This window comes from Mesorhizobium sp. WSM3626, from assembly GCF_000513935.1.
Classification (GTDB): Bacteria; Pseudomonadota; Alphaproteobacteria; order Rhizobiales; family Rhizobiaceae; genus Mesorhizobium; species Mesorhizobium salmacidum.
Genome location: NZ_AZUY01000032.1, coordinates 41,160 through 62,138, shown reverse-complemented (window position 1 = coordinate 62,138; position 20,979 = coordinate 41,160). Strand labels below are relative to the sequence as shown.

General features: G+C 64.4%; 22 protein-coding genes. 11 read left to right on the top strand and 11 right to left on the bottom strand.

Features of this window, described 5'->3' with window-relative positions:
* Positions 1–71: 71 nt before the first annotated feature.
* The 4 genes from M653_RS0120960 to M653_RS0120945 are packed head-to-tail and all read left to right on the top strand — an operon-like array spanning position 72 to position 4,400.
* Positions 72–1,373: an ArgE/DapE family deacylase gene (locus M653_RS0120960; protein ID WP_027145101.1), complete on the top strand. Its 1,302-nt coding sequence runs from the start codon at positions 72–74 to the stop codon at positions 1,371–1,373.
* Entirely contained in the window at positions 1,370–2,428 is a 1,059-nt protein-coding gene (locus M653_RS0120955; RefSeq protein ID WP_027145100.1) for a phosphotransferase, read from the top strand. The genes M653_RS0120960 and M653_RS0120955 overlap by 4 nt, the downstream gene beginning before the upstream one ends.
* The gene (locus M653_RS0120950) at positions 2,429–3,727 is read left to right on the top strand and encodes an aspartate aminotransferase family protein (RefSeq protein ID WP_027145099.1); all 1,299 of its coding nucleotides are present in this window, start codon (positions 2,429–2,431) and stop codon (positions 3,725–3,727) included.
* Positions 3,728–3,743: 16 nt separating this feature from the next.
* Positions 3,744–4,400, top strand: coding sequence for a GntR family transcriptional regulator (locus M653_RS0120945; protein ID WP_027145098.1), 657 nt, complete (start codon positions 3,744–3,746; stop codon positions 4,398–4,400).
* A 22-nt stretch (positions 4,401–4,422) separates the two neighbouring features.
* Here M653_RS0120945 and M653_RS0120940 read toward each other — a convergent pair whose 3' ends face one another.
* From M653_RS0120940 to M653_RS0120920, 5 genes are read right to left on the bottom strand one after another with little or no spacing between them, the layout of a single operon-like run.
* Positions 4,423–5,727, bottom strand: a complete 1,305-nt coding sequence (locus M653_RS0120940) for an FAD-dependent oxidoreductase (protein WP_027145097.1) — start codon at positions 5,725–5,727, stop codon at positions 4,423–4,425.
* The gene (locus tag M653_RS0120935) at positions 5,724–6,707 is read right to left on the bottom strand and encodes a branched-chain amino acid ABC transporter permease (protein ID WP_027145096.1); all 984 of its coding nucleotides are present in this window, start codon (positions 6,705–6,707) and stop codon (positions 5,724–5,726) included. The genes M653_RS0120940 and M653_RS0120935 overlap by 4 nt, the downstream gene beginning before the upstream one ends.
* The gene (locus M653_RS0120930) at positions 6,704–7,612 is read right to left on the bottom strand and encodes a branched-chain amino acid ABC transporter permease (RefSeq protein ID WP_027145095.1); all 909 of its coding nucleotides are present in this window, start codon (positions 7,610–7,612) and stop codon (positions 6,704–6,706) included. The genes M653_RS0120935 and M653_RS0120930 overlap by 4 nt, the downstream gene beginning before the upstream one ends.
* Complete coding sequence (locus M653_RS0120925) at positions 7,609–8,358, bottom strand: ABC transporter ATP-binding protein (protein ID WP_027145094.1); 750 nt, start codon at positions 8,356–8,358, stop codon at positions 7,609–7,611. Before M653_RS0120925 ends, M653_RS0120930 begins: the two co-directional genes overlap by 4 nt.
* The gene (locus tag M653_RS0120920) at positions 8,355–9,155 is read right to left on the bottom strand and encodes an ABC transporter ATP-binding protein (protein ID WP_027145093.1); all 801 of its coding nucleotides are present in this window, start codon (positions 9,153–9,155) and stop codon (positions 8,355–8,357) included. Before M653_RS0120920 ends, M653_RS0120925 begins: the two co-directional genes overlap by 4 nt.
* A gap of 125 nt (positions 9,156–9,280) precedes the next feature.
* On the opposite strand from M653_RS0120920, the gene M653_RS0120915 reads away from it, so the two are divergent.
* The 7 genes from M653_RS0120915 to M653_RS0120885 all read left to right on the top strand — a co-directional run bounded on the left by M653_RS0120915 (position 9,281) and on the right by M653_RS0120885 (position 15,224).
* Positions 9,281–10,015, top strand: a complete 735-nt coding sequence (locus M653_RS0120915) for a GntR family transcriptional regulator (protein WP_027145092.1) — start codon at positions 9,281–9,283, stop codon at positions 10,013–10,015.
* Positions 10,012–10,503 carry a DUF3830 family protein gene (locus tag M653_RS0120910; protein WP_027145091.1) on the top strand — a complete coding sequence of 164 codons (492 nt, stop codon included), beginning with the start codon at positions 10,012–10,014 and terminating at the stop codon, positions 10,501–10,503. Before M653_RS0120915 ends, M653_RS0120910 begins: the two co-directional genes overlap by 4 nt.
* Positions 10,496–10,849, top strand: coding sequence for a TIGR04076 family protein (locus M653_RS0120905; protein ID WP_027145090.1), 354 nt, complete (start codon positions 10,496–10,498; stop codon positions 10,847–10,849). The genes M653_RS0120910 and M653_RS0120905 overlap by 8 nt, the downstream gene beginning before the upstream one ends.
* A complete protein-coding gene (locus tag M653_RS0120900; RefSeq protein WP_027145089.1) occupies positions 10,846–11,901 on the top strand; it encodes an aldo/keto reductase in 1,056 nt (351 codons plus the stop codon). Before M653_RS0120905 ends, M653_RS0120900 begins: the two co-directional genes overlap by 4 nt.
* Positions 11,898–12,329, top strand: coding sequence for a hypothetical protein (locus M653_RS0120895; protein ID WP_027145088.1), 432 nt, complete (start codon positions 11,898–11,900; stop codon positions 12,327–12,329). The genes M653_RS0120900 and M653_RS0120895 overlap by 4 nt, the downstream gene beginning before the upstream one ends.
* A gap of 47 nt (positions 12,330–12,376) precedes the next feature.
* Positions 12,377–13,636, top strand: a complete 1,260-nt coding sequence (locus tag M653_RS0120890; RefSeq protein WP_027145087.1) for an ABC transporter substrate-binding protein — start codon at positions 12,377–12,379, stop codon at positions 13,634–13,636.
* A gap of 184 nt (positions 13,637–13,820) precedes the next feature.
* Positions 13,821–15,224 carry an FAD-binding oxidoreductase gene (locus tag M653_RS0120885; RefSeq protein WP_027145086.1) on the top strand — a complete coding sequence of 468 codons (1,404 nt, stop codon included), beginning with the start codon at positions 13,821–13,823 and terminating at the stop codon, positions 15,222–15,224.
* A 17-nt stretch (positions 15,225–15,241) separates the two neighbouring features.
* On the opposite strand, the gene M653_RS0120880 is transcribed toward M653_RS0120885, so the two are convergent.
* The 6 genes from M653_RS0120880 to M653_RS0120855 all read right to left on the bottom strand — a co-directional run bounded on the left by M653_RS0120880 (position 15,242) and on the right by M653_RS0120855 (position 20,976).
* A complete protein-coding gene (locus tag M653_RS0120880; protein WP_027145085.1) occupies positions 15,242–16,042 on the bottom strand; it encodes an ABC transporter permease in 801 nt (266 codons plus the stop codon).
* Positions 16,039–16,872: an ABC transporter permease gene (locus tag M653_RS0120875; RefSeq protein WP_245262247.1), complete on the bottom strand. Its 834-nt coding sequence runs from the start codon at positions 16,870–16,872 to the stop codon at positions 16,039–16,041. Before M653_RS0120875 ends, M653_RS0120880 begins: the two co-directional genes overlap by 4 nt.
* Positions 16,873–16,907: 35 nt before the next feature.
* On the bottom strand, positions 16,908–18,011 hold the full coding sequence (locus M653_RS0120870; RefSeq protein ID WP_027145083.1) for an ABC transporter ATP-binding protein: 1,104 nt from the start codon (positions 18,009–18,011) through the stop codon (positions 16,908–16,910).
* Between the two features lie 76 nt (positions 18,012–18,087).
* Positions 18,088–19,113 (bottom strand): ABC transporter substrate-binding protein, encoded by a 1,026-nt coding sequence (locus tag M653_RS0120865; RefSeq protein ID WP_027145082.1) that lies wholly within the window; start codon positions 19,111–19,113, stop codon positions 18,088–18,090.
* Between the two features lie 52 nt (positions 19,114–19,165).
* Positions 19,166–20,164 carry an AraD1 family protein gene (araD1, locus tag M653_RS0120860; protein WP_027145081.1) on the bottom strand — a complete coding sequence of 333 codons (999 nt, stop codon included), beginning with the start codon at positions 20,162–20,164 and terminating at the stop codon, positions 19,166–19,168.
* A gap of 32 nt (positions 20,165–20,196) precedes the next feature.
* Positions 20,197–20,976, bottom strand: coding sequence for an SDR family oxidoreductase (locus M653_RS0120855; protein ID WP_027145080.1), 780 nt, complete (start codon positions 20,974–20,976; stop codon positions 20,197–20,199).
* Between the last annotated feature and the right edge of the window lie 3 nt (positions 20,977–20,979).

Here is a 20,979-nt window from a genome sequence, read left to right as displayed (position 1 = left end):
GCCTGTCTTCTTGCCTTTCCGGGTAATGGCATATGAGATATGATACATCATCCCTGGGAAAGCGGAATATCATGCCTGAGCGGATTGCGGATGAAGCCATTTTGCGGGCGGTCGACGATGGCTTCGATCGTCAACTTGCCTTCCTGGCCGACCTCGTACGCTTTCCCTCGCAACGCGGTGAGGAACACGCCGCGCAATCCTTCATGGCGGCTGCCTATGAAGCCAATGGCTATGCGGTCGATATGTGGCGTGTCGATGTCGATGCGATCCGCGACCTGCCCGGATTTTCACCCGTGGCGGTGTCCTACGATGACGCCTTCAACGTCGTCGCCACCCATACGCCGAAAAATGCCACCGGTCGCTCGCTGATCCTCAACGGCCATATCGATGTGGTGCCGACAGGACCGCTCGACCGCTGGCTGCGCGACCCCTACGATCCGGCGATCGAGGATGGCTGGATGCATGGCCGTGGCGCCGGCGACATGAAGGCCGGCCTGTCGGCTTGCCTCTATGCCCTGGCCGCCTTGCGCGGCCTTGGCTACCAGCCGGCGGCGAAAGTGTTCCTGCAGTCGGTGGTCGAGGAGGAGTGCACCGGCAACGGCGCGCTCGCTTGCCTGCAGCGCGGCTACCGCGCCGACGCCGCCTTTATTCCTGAGCCGCTGGAGCCAAGGCTGATGCGGGCGCAGGTCGGGCCGATCTGGTTCAGGGTCGAGGTCGACGGCGATCCGCAGCACGCGTCGGGCGCTTTCTCGGCCGGCGCCAACGCCATCGAAAAGGCCTTCCTCATCATCCAGGCGCTGAAGCAGCTCGAAATCGTCTGGAACGCGAGGAAAGTCGATGATCCGCATTTTTGCGATCATCCGCACCCCATCCGCTTCAACCTCGGCAAGATCGAGGGCGGCGAGTGGACATCGAGCGTTCCAGCGCGCTGCGTCTTCGAGATGCGTGTCGCGACCTATCCCGGCCAGAAGCTGGAGGATGCGAGAGCCGAACTGGAGGCCTGCATCGCCGATGCGGCACGCGCCGATCCGTTCCTCGCCAATCGCCCGCCCAGGATGACCTATAACGGCTTTGTGGCCGAGGGCTATGTGCTGGAAGGCGCTGACGGGATGGAAGCCGTACTGCGGCGCAGCCATACCGCCGTGTGGGGCGAGCCGCTGACGGAACATGTCACCTCCGCCACCACCGATGCGCGCTTCTTCGGCCTTTATGCCGACACGCCGGCGATCGTCTACGGCCCCATCTGCCGCATGCCGCATGGCTATGACGAGGCCGTCGATCTCGACTCAGTGCGCAAGGTCACCCAGACCATCGCGCTCTTCATCGCCGACTGGTGCGGTCTCGAACCCGTTGATGCCGAGGTCAGGTCATGAACGCGGCCGTGTCGGATGCCTTCGGCGAAACGCTCGCCGAGAATGCCCCTGACGTTTCGATCGCCGAGGCGCTTGCCATATTGCGCCGGCACTACGGGCTCACCGGCAGTGCGCGCCCGCTGCCGGGCGAGCGCGACCATAATTTCCATATCCAGACAGAAGGCGAGGGCGAGTTCGTCCTGAAGGTCTCGCATCCGGCGGAAGAGGCCGGCTTCACCGATTTCCAGAACAAGGCGCTCGATCATATCATGACGGTCGACCCGGCCTTGCCCGTTCCCTCGGTGCGCAAGAGCCTCGAAGGCGAAGCGCAGTTTATGGTCAGCGTCGGCGGATCGGCGCCGCGCGTCGTCCGGCTGGTTACCTATCTGCCCGGCCAGTTGCTTTCGCGCTCGCCCACGTCAGCGGCGCAGGATCGCAATCTCGGCATCTTCCTCGCCAGGCTTGGCCGGGCACTGCGCGGCTTCTTCCATCCGGCCGCCGGCAGCGACCTTTTGTGGGACATCCGCAAGGTCGCCAAGACACGGCCCATGCTGGCGTACATCGCCGATGCCCGCCATCGCGCCATGGTCGAGCGCGTCATCGACGCTTTCGAGCAGCACGCGGCGCCGGTCATCCCCGGGCTGCGCGCGCAGATCGTCCACAACGACATGAACTCCTACAATGTAGTGATGGATGCCTCGCGGCCGGAAATGGTCAGCGGCATTCTCGATTTCGGCGACATGATCCACTCGCCGCTGATCTGCGATCTCGCCATCGGTGCCGTCTATCGTTGGCCGGCTGAAGGTCATCCGTTGGCGCCTGCGGCACGCTTCGTCGCCGGTTATCAGTCCGTGCAGCCGCTCGAGATTGAAGAGCTTGGCATCCTCTTCCACCTCATTCGTGCCCGCCTCGCACTCATCGCCAATATAGCCAGCTGGCAGGCCGAGCGGTTTCCGGCCAAACGTGACTATGTCCTGCGCCTCATCACCCAAGTCTGGGCCTCGCTCGAACGGCTGAACGGTCTCTCATCCGCTGAAGCCCGCCGCTATTTTCTCGACCATTCCAAGCCGGAGTAGATGCCAGTGTCCCAGCCCTCGCCTGCAAGTGCTTCTGCCGATGCCGAGCGCGCGCTGCTTGAACGCCGCGCCAGGTTGCTCGGACCGACCTATCGCGCCTTCTATCGCAACCCGATCCATCTGGTGCGTGGCAGCGGTGTCTGGCTCTACGATGCGCAGGGCCGAAAATTCCTCGATGCCTACAACAACGTCGCCTCGGTCGGACACTGCCATCCGCGCGTCGTCGAGGCATTGTCGGGGCAGGCAGCCACGCTCAACACGCACACGCGTTATCTAAGCGAGATCATCCTCGACTACGCGGAAAAACTTCTCGGCACGCTTCCGCCCCATCTCGGCCACGCTATGTTCACCTGCACCGGCAGCGAGGCCAACGACCTCGCCATCCGTATCGCCCAGCATTCGAGCGGCGGCACCGGCGTGATCATCACCGACTTCGCCTATCACGGCGCCACCATCGCCACCGCGCAGCTGTCGCCGGCGGCGGTCGGCGCCAAGGGCGTACCCGCGCATCATCGAGCCGTGGCAGCGCCGGACACCTTCCGGGACGGCGGCCGCGCCGCGGATGATTTCGCCAGGAATGTCGCCGCCGCCATTGACGACATGCGCGCCCAAAACATCCGCCCGGCGGCGCTGCTGCTCGATTCGGCCTTTTCCAGCGATGGCATTTTCTTCCCCGATGGTTCTGTCATCCGCGAGGCAGCCGATCACGTCAGGAAAGCCGGCGGCATCGTCATTGCCGACGAGGTCCAGTCCGGTTTCGGCCGGCTTGGCCACGGCATGTGGGGCTTCGCCAATTATGGCCTCGAGCCTGATATCGTCACGTTGGGCAAGCCGATCGGCGACGGGCATCCAATGGGTGCGGTGATCGTGCGGCCGCAGCTGGTGAGCTCGTTTGGTTCGAACACCGGCTACTTCAACACCTTCGGCGGCAATCCGGTCGCAGCCGCCGTCGGCATCGCCGTGCTCGAGGTGATCGAGGGCGAGGGGCTGATCGAGAACGCGCGGACAGTCGGTGCCTATACGAGGAACCTGCTTCGCGCCTTGCAAAGCCGGCACGGCATGGTCGCCGACGTCAGGCACAATGGCCTCTATTTCGGCGTCGAGCTGACGGCGGAAGATGGGGCCACCGCCGCTGCCAAGACTTCTTCCGTCGTCGAAGCCATGCGCGAGGACGGTGTGCTGATTTCGTCCTGTGGCCCACGCGGCAATGTGCTGAAGATCAGGCCGCCGCTGCCCTTTTCCAGGGACAATGCCGAGCAACTGGCCGAGACGCTCGACCGCGCGCTGTCGAAATGGTGAGCCGAGCGGTCCGCGCATGCTGAAACTCGAGCATCAAACCCTCAATGACCGCGCCTACGGCGCGCTCAAGCAGGAATTGATTTCGGGTGGTTTCAGCCCNGGCCAGACGCTGGTCATCCGCAAGCTCGCCGAAACCTTTGGCATATCGACCACGCCGATCCGCGAGGCGTTGCAAAGGCTGGTCGCCGAGCGGCTTCTGGAAATGCAGAACAACCGCTCGATCATCGTGCCGTTGCTCTCCGCGCCCGCTTTCGCGGAACTGACGCGCATCCGCATCGCCGTCGAGGGGCTGGCGGGCGAGATGGCTACGTCACGGATGACTGAAAGCGGGCTGGCCGACATACAAGCCGCGCTCGCCGGCATGCAGCGGGCCGTCGAGGCGCAGGACGCCACGACCTATCTTTCCCTGAACGAGGCCTTCCATTTCGCTATCTATGAGCACGCCGGCGCGCCGATCCTCTTGAACATGATCCGCGATCTCTGGGGTCGGGTCGGGCCCTATCCCAAGCTCCTGATGCGGGCCGATCGCTACATCCCGCAGTCCAATGACGCACACCACAGGATCGTCGTCGCGCTGGAACAGCGCAACGGTCCAGCCGTTCGGGCTTCCCTCGAGCAGGACATTGTCGCGGCGGCCGCTATCCTCTCCGAAAACCTTTGCACGACGGACTGATCGCACGGCAGGCTCGGTCGGCCTACGACGTCTCGTCCATCCGGTCGCGCAGCATGCTCCAGCCAAGCAGCATGTTGGGTGCGTGCCGCAGCAGGGCATGGAACGGGATCGGCGCCGGCGGTGCAAAGGGCAGCGGCAAATCACGCGCGTCGGTTCCAGCGGCCCAGTCGGCCAGCACCTTGCCCATCGCCGTGGTCATGGCGATGCCGCGTCCATTGCAGGCGCGGCCGGCAATCAGCCCCGGGCCGAGATCCAGGAGGTGCGGCAGGAAATCCGGTTCGACCGCCGCGATTCCCGACCAGCTGTAGGCAAGCTGCGGCATATCGGGCAGGTCGAGGTGGGTGGCAAGCCGCCGCCAGATTGTTTGCGGCACGCGCGTATCGGCGCCAGTGCCAAGAATATGCATGCCGCCGCTGATCAGCCGGTTATCGGCGTCGAAGCGAAAGGTGAAGAGATTGCGCCTGGTATCGCCGACGCCTTGTCCCCCGGGAAGCAGACGCGTGCGGATTTCGAGCGGTAGCGGCGCGGTCGCGATCTGGAAAACCTTCAGCGGAATATAGGTTCGCCGCAACAACGGACTGAGCGACCCGCCATAGGCGTTGGTGGCGATCAATACCTTGGCCGCGCGCACCAAGCCCAACCCTGCTTTAAGCACCCAGCCATCGGCCCCGCGATCGATCGAGGTGACCGGCGTGTGTTCGAAAATCTTCGCGCCAGTCTTCTCCGCCGCATCGGCCAGTCCGCGCGCATAGGCGACCGGATTGAGCACGCCGCCGGAACGATCCATCCAGGCACCGACGTAGCCGCGCGCGCCGGTCAGCGCTTCGACCTCCTGCCGATCCAGGGTGACGGCAGGCCGTCCGCGCCGCGCCCATTGGTCCGCACGTGATTTGGCCTTCTGCAAGGCGCCGGGCGAGTGCGCCGGCTGGATCCATCCGTTCTGCACAGCGTGGCAGTCGATGCCGCGCCGCCGGATCAGGCCGAAAACGAGGTCGGCACTGCCGGCGGCGAAATCGATCAGCCTTTCACCGCGCTCGGGGCCGAGATGCGGAAGGATGTTGTCCGGATCCATCCTGGCGAAGTTCGGCACGACGAAACCCGCGTTCCTGCCGGTCGCGCCCCAGGCGATGATCTCGGCTTCGAGCACAGCGACCGAGATGCCTTTTTCAGCGGCGTGCAGCGCGGTCGACAGACCGGAAAATCCACCGCCGACGATGGCCAGATCGACATCGAGCCTGCCTTGCAGCGTCGGCCGTTCCCGGCGATCGCGGTTTATCGCATGCCAGAGCGAAGTGCCATTCGCACCCTGCCGGACCGGAGCATTCATGAGCCGGAACTGCTTTTGTCCGTAGCGATCCGCTTACGCTTGCCAAAGCGCGGCCGCCTCGGCCTGTCGCCGAACAATCCGTTCGGCCGGATCAGCAGGATCACACAAAGCATCACGCCGATGGCGACGATCTGCAGCGAGGCAGCACGTGCCTGCTGCTCGGGCGGGAAGAACACGCTGGTCAGCGTGCCCGATCCCGCCCATATCCCCCAGACCAGGACACTGCCGATGACGGCGCCAAGATTGCTGCCCGAGCCGCCGACGATCAGCATCACCCAGACCTGAAAGGTGAGGATCGGCAGATAATTGTCTGGCGCGATGAAGCCGGTGAAGTGCGCCTGCAGCGCGCCGGCCAGCGCCATTATGGCGCCGCCGACGGCAAACGCCTGGACGCGATAGAAACGCGCGCTCTTGCCGAGTGAAATCGCCGCCCGCTCGTCCTCCCGCAGCGCCTTCAGCACGCGACCCCACGGGCTTCGCGACAGATGCTCCAAAGCGAGATAGGCAATCAGCGTCACGGCACAAACGACAGCAAGGTTCGACAGGTTGAACAGCAGCGGCGTTTCGGCCAGGCCGCCGAAGGGACGCGGGATGAAGCCAATGCCGAACGGTCCGCCGGTCAGCTTCTGTGCGTTGAGCGCGACCAGCTGCACGACGACGGCCACGCCGAAGGTGGTGATCGCCAGATAGTCGGACCGCAGACGCAGTGTGGCCATCCCGGTAAGCGCGGCGGCAATGCCGCCGACGATCATGGCGCCCGCCCAGCCGGCGAGGATGGGCAGGCCGAAGCCGCCGAGGCGCGCGGGGTCGACCGGTGTCGTCAGCAGTGCCGAGGTGTAGGCGCCGATGGCGACAAAACCGGCGAGGCCGACATTGAACAGGCCGGTCAGGCCCCATTGCAGGTTGAGTCCCAGCGTGACCAGCGAGAAGATCAGAGCCGTGGTCAGGAAGAAGGCGCCGTAGCCGACCAGATCGATCATCTTTCCCGAACTCCGAAAAGGCCGATCGGCCGCACGAACAGCACCGCCATCAGGATGATGAAGGAGACGGCGGCGCGCCATTCGGCGCCGATCAGTTGCACCGCGCCGGCTTCGGCGAGCCCGATGATCAGGCCGCCGAGCACCGCGCCCGGGATGCTGCCGATGCCGCCGAGGATAGCGGCGGCGAACATGGGCAGCAGCATGTCGAAGCCCATGAACGGGCGGATCTGCACCAGAATGCCGATCATCACGCCAGCCACGCAGGCGAGCGCGCCGCCGATGATCCAGGTGACGCGCACCACGCTGGCGACGTCGATGCCGACGATGCGGGCCAGTGCCGCGTTCTGGCTCAAGGCCTGCATCGAGCGGCCGGTCTGCGTACGCGTCATCAACAGATGCACGCCGTGCACGAGCACGGCGGTCAGCAGCAACAGGGCGATCTGGTCGGGCGTGATGCGGATGCCGAAGCCGACCGGCATGGCGATCTGGATCGCCCGGCTGAAATAGGTCGGCCGTGAGGTGAAGGTGAATTCGAGCAGGCTGCGCAGCGCCATCGAGGCGCCGAAACTCGCCATCACCACGATGATCGCCTGGCCTTGCGAGCGCAGCCGCGAGAACAACACCTTGTCGAGCAGCAGCGCCAGCAAAGTGGTGAATGCCATGCCGACGACCAGTGCAACAAGGAGCGGCCAGCCGAAGGACAGCGGCCCGATCGGCGCCACCTTGCCGAATGTCGCGCCGATGGCACTGACCATGGCCAGCGTCGCATAGCTGCCCCAGGCCATGAAGTCGCCATGCGCGAAGTTCGAAAAGCGCAGGATCGAATAGGTGAGCGTGACGCCGATGGCGCCGAGGCCGATCATCGAGCCGGTCAGCAATCCGTCGACGATGAATTGCAGGCTCATGCCGCGCCTCCCTTGCCGGCTTGAGAGGGGCGCTGGCCAAGATAGAGCTCGGCCACGACAGGATCATTCCATAATTCGGAGGCGACGCCCTCGTGCCGGTCCTTGCCCTCGACCAGCACATAGGCGCGGTCGCCGATGGCAAGCGCAGCCTTGGCGTTTTGCTCGACCAAAAGAATAGTAACGCCGGATTTGCGGATGCCGGCCAGCATCTCGAATACCGTCGAGACGAACTTCGGCGACAGGCCGGCCGACGGCTCGTCCAGCACCAGCACCTTGGGATGGATGATCAGCGCCCGCGCCACGGCAAGCATCTGCCGCTGTCCCCCGGACAGATTGCAGGCGGCGGTGCGCCGCTGGCGGACGAGGTCGGGGAAGGCGGCGTACATTTCCTCGATGCGGACAGGGACTTCGCGCCGCTCGAGAATGCCGCAGGCAACCCTGAGATTGTCCTCCACCGACATCAGCGGAAAGATGTTCTCGGTCTGCGGCACGAAGGCAAGGCCAAGCCGCACCATGGTGTGGGCGGGCGCGGCGGTGATGTCCCTGCCATCCAGCAGCACCGTGCCGCCGGTGATCGGGACAAGGCCGGCGATCGCCTTGATGAAGCTCGACTTGCCGGCGCCATTGGGGCCGAGCACGACGACGATCTCGCCTCTGCCGACGGTGATGGAGGCGCCGCGCACGATCGGTACGCCGGGTTCATAACCGGCTTCGAGGTCGCGGACATCGAGGACGGTCTCGCTCATGCGGTACCTCCGAGATAGGCCTCGATGACGCGCGGGTCTCGGGCGACTTCTTCCGCGGTGCCTTCGCTCAGCAACTGGCCGCTCGCCATGACCAGGACGCGATGGCAGAGCCGCGTCACCATGTCGATATTGTGCTCGATCAGCAGGAAGGTGATGCCGCGCCCGTTGATGTCGCGGATGCGGTCGATGATGACTTCGAGCAGCGTCGCGTTGACGCCGGCCGCGGGTTCGTCGAGCAGGATGATCGCCGGATCGGCCATCATCACCCGGGCGAGTTCGAGCAGCTTGCGCTGGCCGCCGGACAGCACGCGCGCCGGCTCATGCGCGAGATGGCCGAGGGTGACGAGTTCCAGCAGTTCGAGCGCCTTTGTCCGGGCAGCTCTTTCCTGCGCCGCCACCCGCCACGGCGTGATGAAGTTGGCGAGCAGCCTTTCGCCGGCCTGGCCCTGTGCCGCCAGCATGATGTTTTCGATCAGCGTCAGATTGGGCAGCGGGCGCGGGATCTGGAAGGTGCGGCCAAGGCCACGGCCGATGCGCAGGTGAGCGGCTTCGCCCGAGACGCGCGTGCCGTCGAGAAGGATGTCGCCGCTGGTGGGCAGGATGCTGCCGGCCAGCAGGTCGAACATCGTCGTCTTGCCGGCGCCGTTGGGTCCGATCAGGCCAAGGATTTCGCCCGCTTTGACATCGAATGAGACATCATTGACGGCGACAAGGCCGCCGAACCGCCTGACGACGTGGCTTGCCGTCAGAACCGGCGGACGGGTCTCCTTCCCCTGCCTTTCCGCTGCCTCGCTCATCAAACCCTCTGGCCGAAGACGGTGTCGCCGTCTCCTGATTATGATTTGTGATCACACTTGCTTTGATCACGCTATTCGGCTTTAATTTCATCCGCAAGCCGAAAACCCGCCGAGAACGGAATTCCATGCAAAAGGCTGCCATCGAAAAAAACAACGAGGCGATCGCGGCCCAACTCGCGCCGGTCGGTCGCGAAACGGTGCAGGATCGCGTCTATTCCGAGCTGCGTCGGGCCTTGATCGGCGGTCTGTTCGAGCCGAGCCAGGTGCTGACGATCCGCGGTCTGGCTGATGCGATGGTCACCTCGACCATGCCGGTGCGCGAGGCGCTTGGTCGGCTGATCACGGAAAAGGCGCTGGAGGCGCTGCCCAACCGTTCAGTGCGGGTACCGCCAATCACGCTGGAACGTCTCGACGATCTTTTGCGGGCCCGCATCCTGATCGAGGGCGAGGCGATCGCGCTGGCCGCCGCTCGCATGGGGCCGCGCCAGATAGCCACCATCGAAACCATTCTCGGCGAATGGGACGAGATGCGGGCGCTGAAACACAAGAAGGATGTCGACCGCGAAGTGACGCTCAACCAGAGCTTTCACTTCGAGATCTACCGCTCCTGCGGCTCGGCCGTGCTGATCCCGATGATCGAGAGCCTGTGGCTGCAATCAGGTCCTTGCATCCGCGTCGCCATCTACGCCTTCTCGGAAGCCGGCGAGGTCGACACCGCCCAGTATCACCGCCGCATCGTTGAGGCGCTGGCCACGCAGAACGCACGCGCGGCGCGCGAAGCGCTTGCCGCCGACATCAGCCGGCCCTTCACCTTCCTACGCAGCAAACTGCAATCCGCCGCCTCGAAAGGCCAGATATGACCTCCATCAGGATCAGCGAGCCGCGCTCGAAGCTTTCCGTCACGGCGCTGCTGTTGCCGGGGAAGGCGCCGGAAAACGCTGCCTTTCTCACGGCCTATCTCGCCAAGCCACGTGTCGTCCCCGCCATTCACGCCATGTGGACGGGACCTGAGATTTCCTGCCCGGTTCCCACCGCCGATCTCGAGGGGCGGGCCTATGCCCAACCGCTGCCGGCCGAGAACGCGACGCTGACGCCGCAGCCGGGCGACATCGTGTTGTCCTACGTTCCGCCGCGCATGTGGGGCGGCAATCCCAATGCCATCTTCGACATCGGCCTGTTCTACGGGCAGGGCGCACGTCTGCTGTTCCCGATCGGCTGGCTGGCCGGAAGCGTGGTGGCGCAGGTATCTTCTGGGGAGCGCGATCAGTTCGCCGCCGCCTGTGGGATAATCCGGCGCAACGGCGCCTGCGATATCACCTTCAGTCTGGTGGAGGGCCCAAATGGCTGACGACAGTTTCGAGCTCTTCGATCTCCGCGTCGAGGCGGTTATCCCGCAGGGCAAGCCGATCTATTGCGGCGCCAAGGCCGGCGACTATTTCGAACTCAAGGGCGAGATGCTGTCGATGCCGGCGGGGCAGGGCTTCTCGATCTATTCGATCTCGGCGGTGCTGCCGCTGCTGGCGGCGAAGCAGCGCGCGACCCACCCGAATGACTGGATGACCTCGGACGCCGAGATCGCCTGTCCCGATCCCAACTGCGCCAGCCGGCTAAGGATCGTCAGGACCGGTAAGCGGCGGTTCAGCCATGCCGAAACCACGGCCGTGCCGCTGCCGAAGGAGAATGACCTGACATGACCGCCAAGGCCTTCGAGCTCAGCCCCGGCTATACCGTTTCGCGTGTCATACGAGGTGGCTGGCAACTGGCCGGCGGCCATGGCGCCATCGATCGTAGCCAAGCCGTGACCGACCTCATCGCCACCTTCGACGCCGGCATCTGGACCTATGACTGCGCCGATATCTACACCGGCGTCGAGGAGCTGATCGGCGCCGCGCGCCTGCGGCTGGCCAATGAGCGCGGCCTTGATGCAGCGGCCAAAATGAAGGTGCACACCAAACTGGTGCCCGACCTCGAACGGCTCGCTACGATCAGCCGTGACTACATCAGGGGCATCGTCGACCAGTCGCTTCGCAGGCTGAAGACCGAGCGGCTCGACCTCGTGCAGTTCCATTGGTGGGATTATGCGCAGCCGCGCTATGTCGAGGCGATGGGTTGGCTCAACGAGCTTCGGCTCGAGGGCAAGCTGCGCAATCTCGGTACCACCAATTTCGACACGCCCCGGCTTGCCGAAATCCTGGCAGCCGGCATACCGCTGGTCAGCCAGCAGCTGCAATATTCGGTGCTCGATCAGCGCCCGGCGCACAGCCTCGCCGCACTTGCACAGAAAAACGGCGTGAGCTTCCTCTGCTATGGCTCGGTGGCCGGCGGCTTCCTCAGCGACAGATGGCTCGATGTCGCCGAACCCGCCGTGCCGCTCGAAAACCGCTCGCTGGTCAAATACAAGCTGATCATCGACGATTTCGGCGGCTGGGCCCTGTTCCAGCAACTACTTCGCGCATTGAAGGCGGTCGGCGACCGCCACGCCGTCGACATCGCCACCATCGCCAGCGCCTGGGTGCTGGAGCAGCCGCAAGTGGCGGCGGTCATCGTCGGTGCCCGCAACCAGGAGCATGCGCTGGCCAACGCCAGAATCATGGATGTCGTACTCGACGCCGATGACCGTGCGCGGATTGCCGCCGCCATAGCGCGGGGCAACGGTCTGGAGGGAGACGTCTACACGCTGGAGCGCGACCGGCACGGCCGCCACGGCTCGATCATGCACTACAATCTCAACGCGGGCCGGATATGAAAACCACGAACGACAAGTTGTTTTCGCGGGCCAGCACCGAAGTCGTCGACCTGCATCGCTTTTTCGTCGACTGGTTCGTTGCCGAACGCGCTGACCAAGTGGATTTCGGCCGCTTCGAAGCCGTCATGGGCGAAGGCCTGACCATGATCGCACCAGGCGGCCAGATCCTCGACCGCGATGCCGTGATCGACCATGTGCGCTCCAGCCGCGCCACCTGCGACAACGGCTTCGCCATCTCGATCGAGGACATCCGGCCCGGCTGGCAGGCAGCCGGTACGATCGTCGTCCTCTATGTCGAGGCGCAGCTGCGCGCGGGCAAGCACAGCCGCCGCCAGTCGAGCGCGGTCTTCACCACCAGTTCATCGGCGCCCAACGGCGTCCAATGGCGGCATCTGCATGAAACCTGGCTGCAGGTGCCGGAACACTGAGACTTTCCAGACGTCAAATCAGTTCGTGTAACTCAAGGGGAACAACAATGAGAAAGACGATACTCCAGCTCACCACCGCTCTTGCTCTCGTCACGATTGCCAGTGCCGCACAGGCCGCCGACTGCAAGATCACCGTCGGCCTCGTCATGGAGCTGACCGGCCCGGCCGGCGAATACGGCCAGGCCGGCGCCAAGTCGGTCGAGATGGCCTTCCGCGACATCAACGAAGCCGGCGGGGTACGCGGCTGCGATCTCGTTACCGACACGCGCGACAGCCAGAGCCAGGGCAACATCGCGGTCGACGCCGCCACCCAGCTGGTTCAGGTCAAGAAAGTGCCTGTTATCATCGGTGGCATCATCTCCTCGGTGTCGATCCCGATCCTGACCTCGGTGACCGCGCCGGCCAAGATCGTCCAGGTCTCGCCGGCCTCATCCTCACCGACGCTGACGACACTCGGTCGCGACGGCAAGACAAACGGCATCTTCTTCCGCACCATCACCTCGGACGCGCTGCAGGGCGTGGCCGCTGCCAAATACGCCGTCGACAAGGGTTTTAAGAAGCTGGCCATCATCCACGTCAACAACGACTTCGGTGTCAACATGGTGGCCGAATTCTCGCGTGCCTACAAAGCGCTCGGCGGCACCATCGTCTCCGACACGCCCTATAACGAGAAGCAGTCGAGCTATGCCTCGGAAGTCACCGCGGCGATGGCCGGCGAGCCGGATGGGCTTTACCTGGTCAGCACGCCCGTCGACGGCGCCACCATTGCCCGCACCTGGATCTCGCAGGGCGGCGTGCAGAAATTCCTGCTCAATGACGGCATGAACAGCCCTGATTTCATCGAGTCGGTCGGCGCCGATTATCTGAAGGACGCCTATGGCACGTCCTCTGGCACCAGCCCGACCGCCTCGACGGAGTATTTCACCAAGAACTACAAGGCGTTTTCCGGGATCGAACCGACAAACCCCGCGGCCGACCGCTCCTATGATGCCGGTGCCATCGTCGGCCTCGCTATCGCGATTGCTGGCTCCGAGGACCCGGCCAAGATCAAGGATGCCATGTACAAGGCGGTCGACCCGGCTGGCACGCCGATCTATGCCGGCAAGGAAGAATTCGCCAAGGCGCTCGGCCTGATCAAGGATGGCAAGCCGATCCGCTATGAAGGCGTCATCGGTCCGGTCGCCTTCGACAAGTTTGGCGACATCACCGGTCCGTTCCGGCTGTGGAAAATTGCCGACGGCAAGGTGACCACCGATGGCGAAATGACCACCGACGACGTCAACGCGCTGCAGGCCAAGCTTCAGTAAACCGCGCGGTCCTTCCGGCATCAATCTCGGCTCTCGCGATTGATGCCGGTATCGCCTAAGGCAGGCCGGTATCGCTTGCACGACATGCCGGCGCGAATAAGATCGGCGGGCTGCAATTTGGGAATGGCGAGCGTGTTGGATTGGATGCTGACGATGCGCCTTGTCACGCAGGCGCCTGAGCCCGATGTCGCCTGAGACACAACAGCTTCTCTCCGCGCTTGGCGCAAGGCTGGGCGCGGGCGGCGTGCTCGCCGGCTCCGACGTCGACCAGCGCTACCGCGACGATCCCGACGGCAAGCTCGGCGCGCTTGCCGAAGCCGTGCTGCGCCCGCGCGACACCGATGGTGTCGCGGCAGCACTGGCCGCGTGCAACGCTTTTCGCCAGCCGGTCGTCATCCAGGGCGGACGCACCGGGCTGGCCGGTGGCGCGCGCGTCCAACCGGGCGAGATCGTGCTGTCGCTGGAGCGCATGACCGGCCTTGCCGCGCCGGATCGTCAAGCCGCCACGATCGTTGTCGAAGCCGGCGCAACGTTGCAGGCCGTGCAGGAGGCCGCCGATGGCGCCGGTCTGATGTTCGGCGTCGATATCGGCGCGCGCGGCTCGGCCACGGTCGGCGGCAACATCGCCACCAATGCCGGCGGCATCCGCGTGCTGCGCTACGGCATGTACCGCGCACAGGTGCTGGGACTGGAGGCCGTGCTTGCCGACGGCAGCGTGCTGACTTCATTGAAAGGCCTGCCCAAGGACAATTCCGGCTACGACCTCGGCCAGCTCTTCATCGGCGCGGAGGGGACGCTCGGCGTCGTCACCCGCGCCGCGCTAAAACTGCACCCGAAGCCCGCATCCGAAGTGAACGCCTTCTGCGCGCTGCCTTCGCTCGATGCGGTGATCGCGTTGCTTGCGCTGCTCCGGCAAAAGCTCGGCCCGTTGTTATCAGCCTATGAGGTCAACTTCGCGCCGCTCTATGACATCATGGTCGCCAGCATGGCCATGCCGGCGCCGTTGCCTTCCGGCTCACCCGTCTATGTGCTGGCCGAAATCCAGGGCAGCGAGCCCGAACGCGACGGCGAGCGCTTCGCCGAGGTGCTGATGCAGGCGGTCGAGGACGGCGTCGTCGACGATGTGGTCGTCTCGCAGTCACCGCGCGAATTCCGCGCGCTGTGGGATGTGCGCGAGGTTGCCAACCGCGTCCTGTTTTCGATGAACGGCCTGATCGGCGTCGACATCAGCATCCCGCTGGCGCGCATGGCAACCTTCCTGCAGGAAGCCGATGCCGCCATTCATGCCGTCGATCCCGGCGCCGACATCTATGTCTTCGGCCATCTCGGCGACGGCAACCTGCACTATCAGGTCCTGACGGTGGATCCGGCGGCGGCTTACGGTATCATCTATCGCGGCGTGGCGGCGGCCGGAGGCGGCGTGTCGGCCGAGCACGGCATCGGCCTCGACAAGAAGCAGTGGCTGCATCTGGTGCGCAACGACGCCGAGATCGCCACGATGCGGCGGCTGAAGGCCGCGCTCGATCCGAACAACATTCTCAATCCAGGACGAGTCTTCGATCTCAACCCAGCTGCATCTACCGGATGATCATCCTGGCTTGAAACTCAGTTCCGTTCCGTCGCCATCTGCTTGGGAATGAGAAAACGGGCGGCGAGCACGCAGAGCAGCACGGTGAACATCAGGATCAGCGCCACCAGCGCGTTGATGTCGGGCGAGAAGCCAAGCCGCATCATCGCCCACAGCCTGACCGGCAGCGTGCTTTGCGTGCCGGTGACGAGGATGGTGATCATGGTTTCGTCGAACGACAGCGCGAACGCCAGGATGGCGCCGCCGACCATGGCGCTCGACAGGTTCGGCAGGATGATGCGCCAGAAGGTCTGCCAGCCGCTGGCGCCGAGATCGTAGGATGCTTCGACGAGCGTGCGGCTCATCGACTGCAGCCGCATCAGCACGGTGCGATAGACGATCGCCAGCACGAAGACGGTGTGGCCGATGACGACCGTCAGCAGCGAGCGCTCGAGGCCGATCTCGCGGAAGAAGATCAGCAGCGCCAGGCCGCTGATGATCGGTGGCATCAGGAATGGCAGGAAGACGATGAACTGCAGGATTGAACGTCCTGAGCGGCGGCCGTGATAGTAGAGCGCCAGCAGCGTTCCACTGATCACCGACAGCACGACGGTACAGACGCCGACGATCAACGTGGTGCGCAGGGCGGCCAGGATGTCATGGTTCCCCGCCAGCGCCACATAGGTCGAAAGGGTGGGCGACGACCAGTCGACATTGCCATGTGAAATGATGAAGAACGACGACACGATCGGCACGAAAAGCGGGCTGTAGAGCAGCACCGCGACCAGCGTCGTGATCGCGGCCAGGAAGATGGTGGACGGCCGGGGTAGCGCACTCATACCGACGTCCCCCGGCTGCGTCCGAACCGTTCGCCCATGAGAATGGCGGCGATCACCACGATCGCAAGCGCCACCGACAGCGCCGCGCCGAACGGCCAGTTATAGGCGGTGCCGAACTGGCTGTAGAGGATGCGGCCGAAGGTGAAGCCGCTGATCCCGCCGACCATCTGCGGCGTCAGGAAATCGCCGATCGCCAGCACGAAGACGAAGCTCGCCGCCGAGGCGACGCCGGGCAGGCTGAGCGGCAAGGTGATGCGCAGGAACGTCTGCAGGCCACTCGCGCCAAGGTCGTCCGAGGCACGCAGCAAGGTCTGCGGGATCCGCTCCAGCGACAGGAAGATCGGCAGGATGGCGAAAGGGATCAAAAGCAGGCTCAGCGTCAAAAGGATGGCGTTCATGTTGAAGACGAAAAGCGTCGACGGCTGATCCAGGACACCGAGCGCCACCAGCGCCTTGTTGAGGAAGCCGTTGAGGCCGAGGATGCTACGGATCGCATAGATCTTGATGACGTAGCTCATCAGCAGCGGCACCAGCAGCAGCATCAGCAAGGCATAGCGCCAGCGCCCTTTCAGCGTCGTCAGGAAATAGGCCGCGGGATAGGCGAGCAGGATGCAGATCACCGCCACCGACACACACAGCACGATGGTGTTCCAGAACACCGGCAGAAAGATCGGGTCGGTGAAGAACCTGACATAGTTGCCGAGCGTCGGCGCGTAGACGATCGTGCCCTGGTCGACGCCGAAGAAGCTGTAGACAAGGAAGATCGCCAGCGGCACGAGGACGAAGATCACCGGCAGGGCAAACGCCAGCACTGTGACCAGCTGCGACAAGCGCCGTTCCGCCGCGTGTGTCGAGCCGGCTCCGCTCATGCCAGCACCAGATGGCCTTCATGCGGCGCAAAGCAGAGCGAGACCGTCTCGCCTGACTTGAGCGCGCTGCCGTCGATCCGGCTCGGCATGCGCAACCGCAGGCGTTGCGCTGCATCGTCCGCCCCCGCCATGATCGTGGCGACCGTCGACGAGCCGGCAAAGGCCAGCTCGGCGATGCTGCCGGAAAAGCGGTTGTCGCCATCATTGGCATCCGCAAGACGCAAGGCTTCGGGACGGAACGCGGCAAAGGCGTTGGCGCCGTCGGGGGCGGCCTTCAGATGCGGCTGGTCGCTGATCGAGCAGACCAGGCGCCCGAGGGCCGTCTCGATCGGACGCTGCCCGTCCTGCACGGGACCGAGCCTTCCGGCCACCAGATTGTTCTCGCCGAAGAAGCGCGCCACGAACTCGCAATTCGGCTTGTAGTAGAGCTCGTGCGGCGTGCCGAGCTGACGGATATGGCCGGCCTGCATGACGCAGATCCGATCGGCCATGCCGATCGCTTCCTCCTGGTCGTGTGTGACGAACAGGAAGGTGGTCTTGATCTCGCGCTGGATGGATTTCAGGAACTCCTGCATCTGCCGGCGCAATTCGAGATCGAGTGCCGCGAGCGGCTCGTCGAGCAGGATCAGGCGCGGCTGGCAGATCAGCGCCCGGGCGAGCGCGACGCGCTGGCGCTGGCCGCCCGAAAGCTGCGCCGGGAAGCGCTCGGCAAAGCGGCCGAGCTGTACCAGTTCGAGGGCTTCTCCGACACGGCGCGCGATCTCCTTGCGCTTGAGATGGCGCACCGAAAGCCCATAGCCGACATTGCCGGAAACCGTCATGTGCGGGAACAGCGCATAGTCCTGGAACACGGTGTTGAACGGCCGCCTGTTGATCGGCATGCGGCTGATGTCCTGGCCGTCCAGCTGGATCTCGCCCGAGCTCAACGGCTCCAGCCCGCCGATCAGCCGCAGGACCGTGGTCTTGCCCGAGCCTGACGGTCCAAGAACGGTGAGGAACTCACCGTCCCGGATCGACAGGTCGATGTCGTGCAGCACGGGAACCGTGCCGTAGGATTTCGAGACGGACCGCAGCGTCAAGAGGTCGGTGTTCTGGCTCATGGATTATTCTCGCATACGCTCCGGCGGTCCGGAACGTCCGGACCGCCGGGTCCTTCGAGGTCGGGTGCGGAAGGGATCAGGGCGTCGCCTTGACCTCGTTCCACATGTCCGAGCGCTTGAGCGGGTCCTCGACATTGTTGAGCCAGACCAGCTTGTCATTGCCGCCGGCGCTGCTCGACTCGACCACGGTGTTGCCGAACCCGGTACGCTCGGAAAGCTCGCCGCTGACCTTTTTGGTCAGCATGAAGTCGATCCACTTCTCGGCCGCGGCATTGTCGCGGACGCCCTTGGAGATGACCCAATTGTCGAGCCAGGCAAGCGCGCCTTCGCTCGGATTGACGTAAGCGACATGAGCGCCGATCTTCTGCAGCGCCTTGACCTGCTGCTGGCCGTAATTGGCCCAGATCAGCGCAACGTCATTGTTCTGGTAGATCTGCTGGGCCTCGTCGGCGGTGGTGTAGAAGCTCAGCACATTGCGCTTGAGTTCGACCAGCTTGGCCTTGACCGCCGCCATCTGCTCCTCATTGAGGTTGAACGGATCCTTGTAGCCGAGCGTCAGCGCGGTGAACGAGAAATTGTGCTCGCCATTGTCATAGGCGAGGATCTTGCCCTTGTAGGCCGGATCCCACAGGACCGACATCGAGGTCGGCGCCGGCTTGACCTTGTCGGTGTCGTAGATCAGCCCAATGGAATCGAAGCAGAACGGAATGCCGTAGACCTTGCCGTCCTTGGTGTCGCCGCTGACCTGGGACAGATCGCGGAAGCGCGGCAGCACGTCCTTCTGGTTCGCCAGCTTGGTGATGTCGATCGGCGATACCAGATCGGCCTTGATGTAGCGCTGCAGCTGGGCGGTGTTGACGGCGAAGACATCGAAGTCCTGCCCTTCGCTGCCCTTGATCTTGGCCCAGATCTCGTCATCGCTGCCGATGAAGACGACATCGACGCCGATGCCGGTGGCGGCGGTGAAGTCCTTCACCCAGTCCGGGTCGGCATAGCCGTCCCAGGCCAGCACGCGCAGGTTCGCGGCGAGCGCCGCCGATGTCATCAGGCCGATGCCGAGCCCGACGGTCGCTAGTCTCAGAAACGCTTTCTTCAGTCCCATTTTAATCTCCCATTGTCGTTCTGGTGGACCGTAATTTCCGGGGCTGTCGCCGTCACAGCCGGGTGACGGCGACCAGTCCCTCGTCCGGCACCGACACCATCCGGTTGCGCAGCGGCTTGCCGAATGCCTGTGCCTGGATTTCATACTCGTCGCCGGAAGCCGTCTTGATACCGGAGGCGTAGCTCATCACCGCGGCACCGAAGAAATAGGCGTGCAGGTCGCCCGCCCTGCGGTGCATCGGGTAGCGGAAATGGAAATGTTCGAGATTGGCGATCGAGTGCGACATGTGCGCTTCGCCCGACAGGAACTCCTGTTCCCAGATGGCAGTGCCGTCGCGCAGAATGCGGGAATGTCCGCGCACTTCTTCGGGCAGGTCGCCGATCAAAAGTTCCGGGCCGATCGAGCAGGAGCGGAGTTTCGAGTGGGCGAGATAGAGGTAGTTCTCGGCCTCCGTCACATGGTCGGAATATTCATTACCCAGCGCATAGCCGATGCGGTAGGGGCGGCCGTCCGGCCCATTGAGGTAGAGCCCGACGATCTCGGCCTCTTCTGCGCCAGCTTTCGCGAATGCGGGCATCGGCAGATCGGCGCCGGGCGGCACGACACAGGTGCCGACACCCTTGAAGAACCATTCGGGCTGGATTCCGATCTTGCCGGCACCGGGCTTGCCACCCTCCAGGCCCATGCGGAAGATCTTCAGCGAGTCCGATTCCTCGGCGTCCTCGCCGTGGGTCAGCACGTGCATCTTGTCGCGCGCGGCGGCACTTCCGGTGTGGGTCAGGCCGGTGCCGGTGACCAGGAACCGCGCCGGTTCCGGATGGTCGACGGGAGCGAGCACGCGACCTTCGCGCAGCAGTTCGCCATAGGCGACCGTGGCCGCACCTGTCCGCTTCTCGATCAGCGACGCGATGGACGCGCCCTCGGCGATCGCCGCTTCGGCGAGTTCCAGCACGGTGCTGGTCTTGTCGAGCGGATGCAGGCGATTGCCGTCATCGGAGACGCGGCCGACCCGCCTGCCGCCATCGATCGTTGTGTACTGAACCAGACGCATGAAATACCCTTCTTCCCTTGAGACTGTACCGGTCACACCCAGCCCGCATCGACGATGAACTGCTGGCTCGTGCACATGCGGCTGTCGTCGGCGGCAAGGAACAGCGCCATGCGCGCGATATCGGAAGGCTGCAGCCGGTCGGGCAGGCACTGCCGCTCCGCGATCTGGCGTTCGCCGGCCGGGTTCAGCCACAGCCGCATCTGGCGCTCTGTCATGACCCAGCCAGGCACCATGCAATTGACGCGGATGCGCTCGGGGCCGAGTTCGCGGGCCAGTGCCCGCGTCATACCATAGACAGCGGCTTTCGCGGTGACATAGGCCGGACAATCGGAATCGCCGACCATCCAGGTGATGGAGCCGAAATTGATGATCGAGCCGCCGCCATGCGCGCTCATCTGCGGACGCACCGCCTGGGCCGCGAAGAACTGATGGCGCAGATTGACCGCCATGCGGTCATCCCAATAGGCCACAGTCACATCCTTGGTCTGATGGCGGTCGTCATTACCGGCATTGTTGCACAGCGCCTGGATCGGGCCGTTTTGCCGCGCCGCCTGCGCGGTGGCGGCCTGCAGCTCTTCGACATTGCGCAGGTCGCAGGGAATGAACAGTGGGGCGGGATGTCCTTCGGCCGCGATCGCATCGACCAGGCGTCGTGAAGGCTCCTGCGCCAGGTCGACGAAGGCGACGCGGCTGCCTTGGGCGCAGAAATGGCGCACCAGGCTCTCGCCGATGCCGCTGCCGCCCCCGGTTATGAACACGCTGCGGCCCTTGAGGCTGGGGTAGGTCGCGTAGCTGCCGATCTGATCCGTCATCAC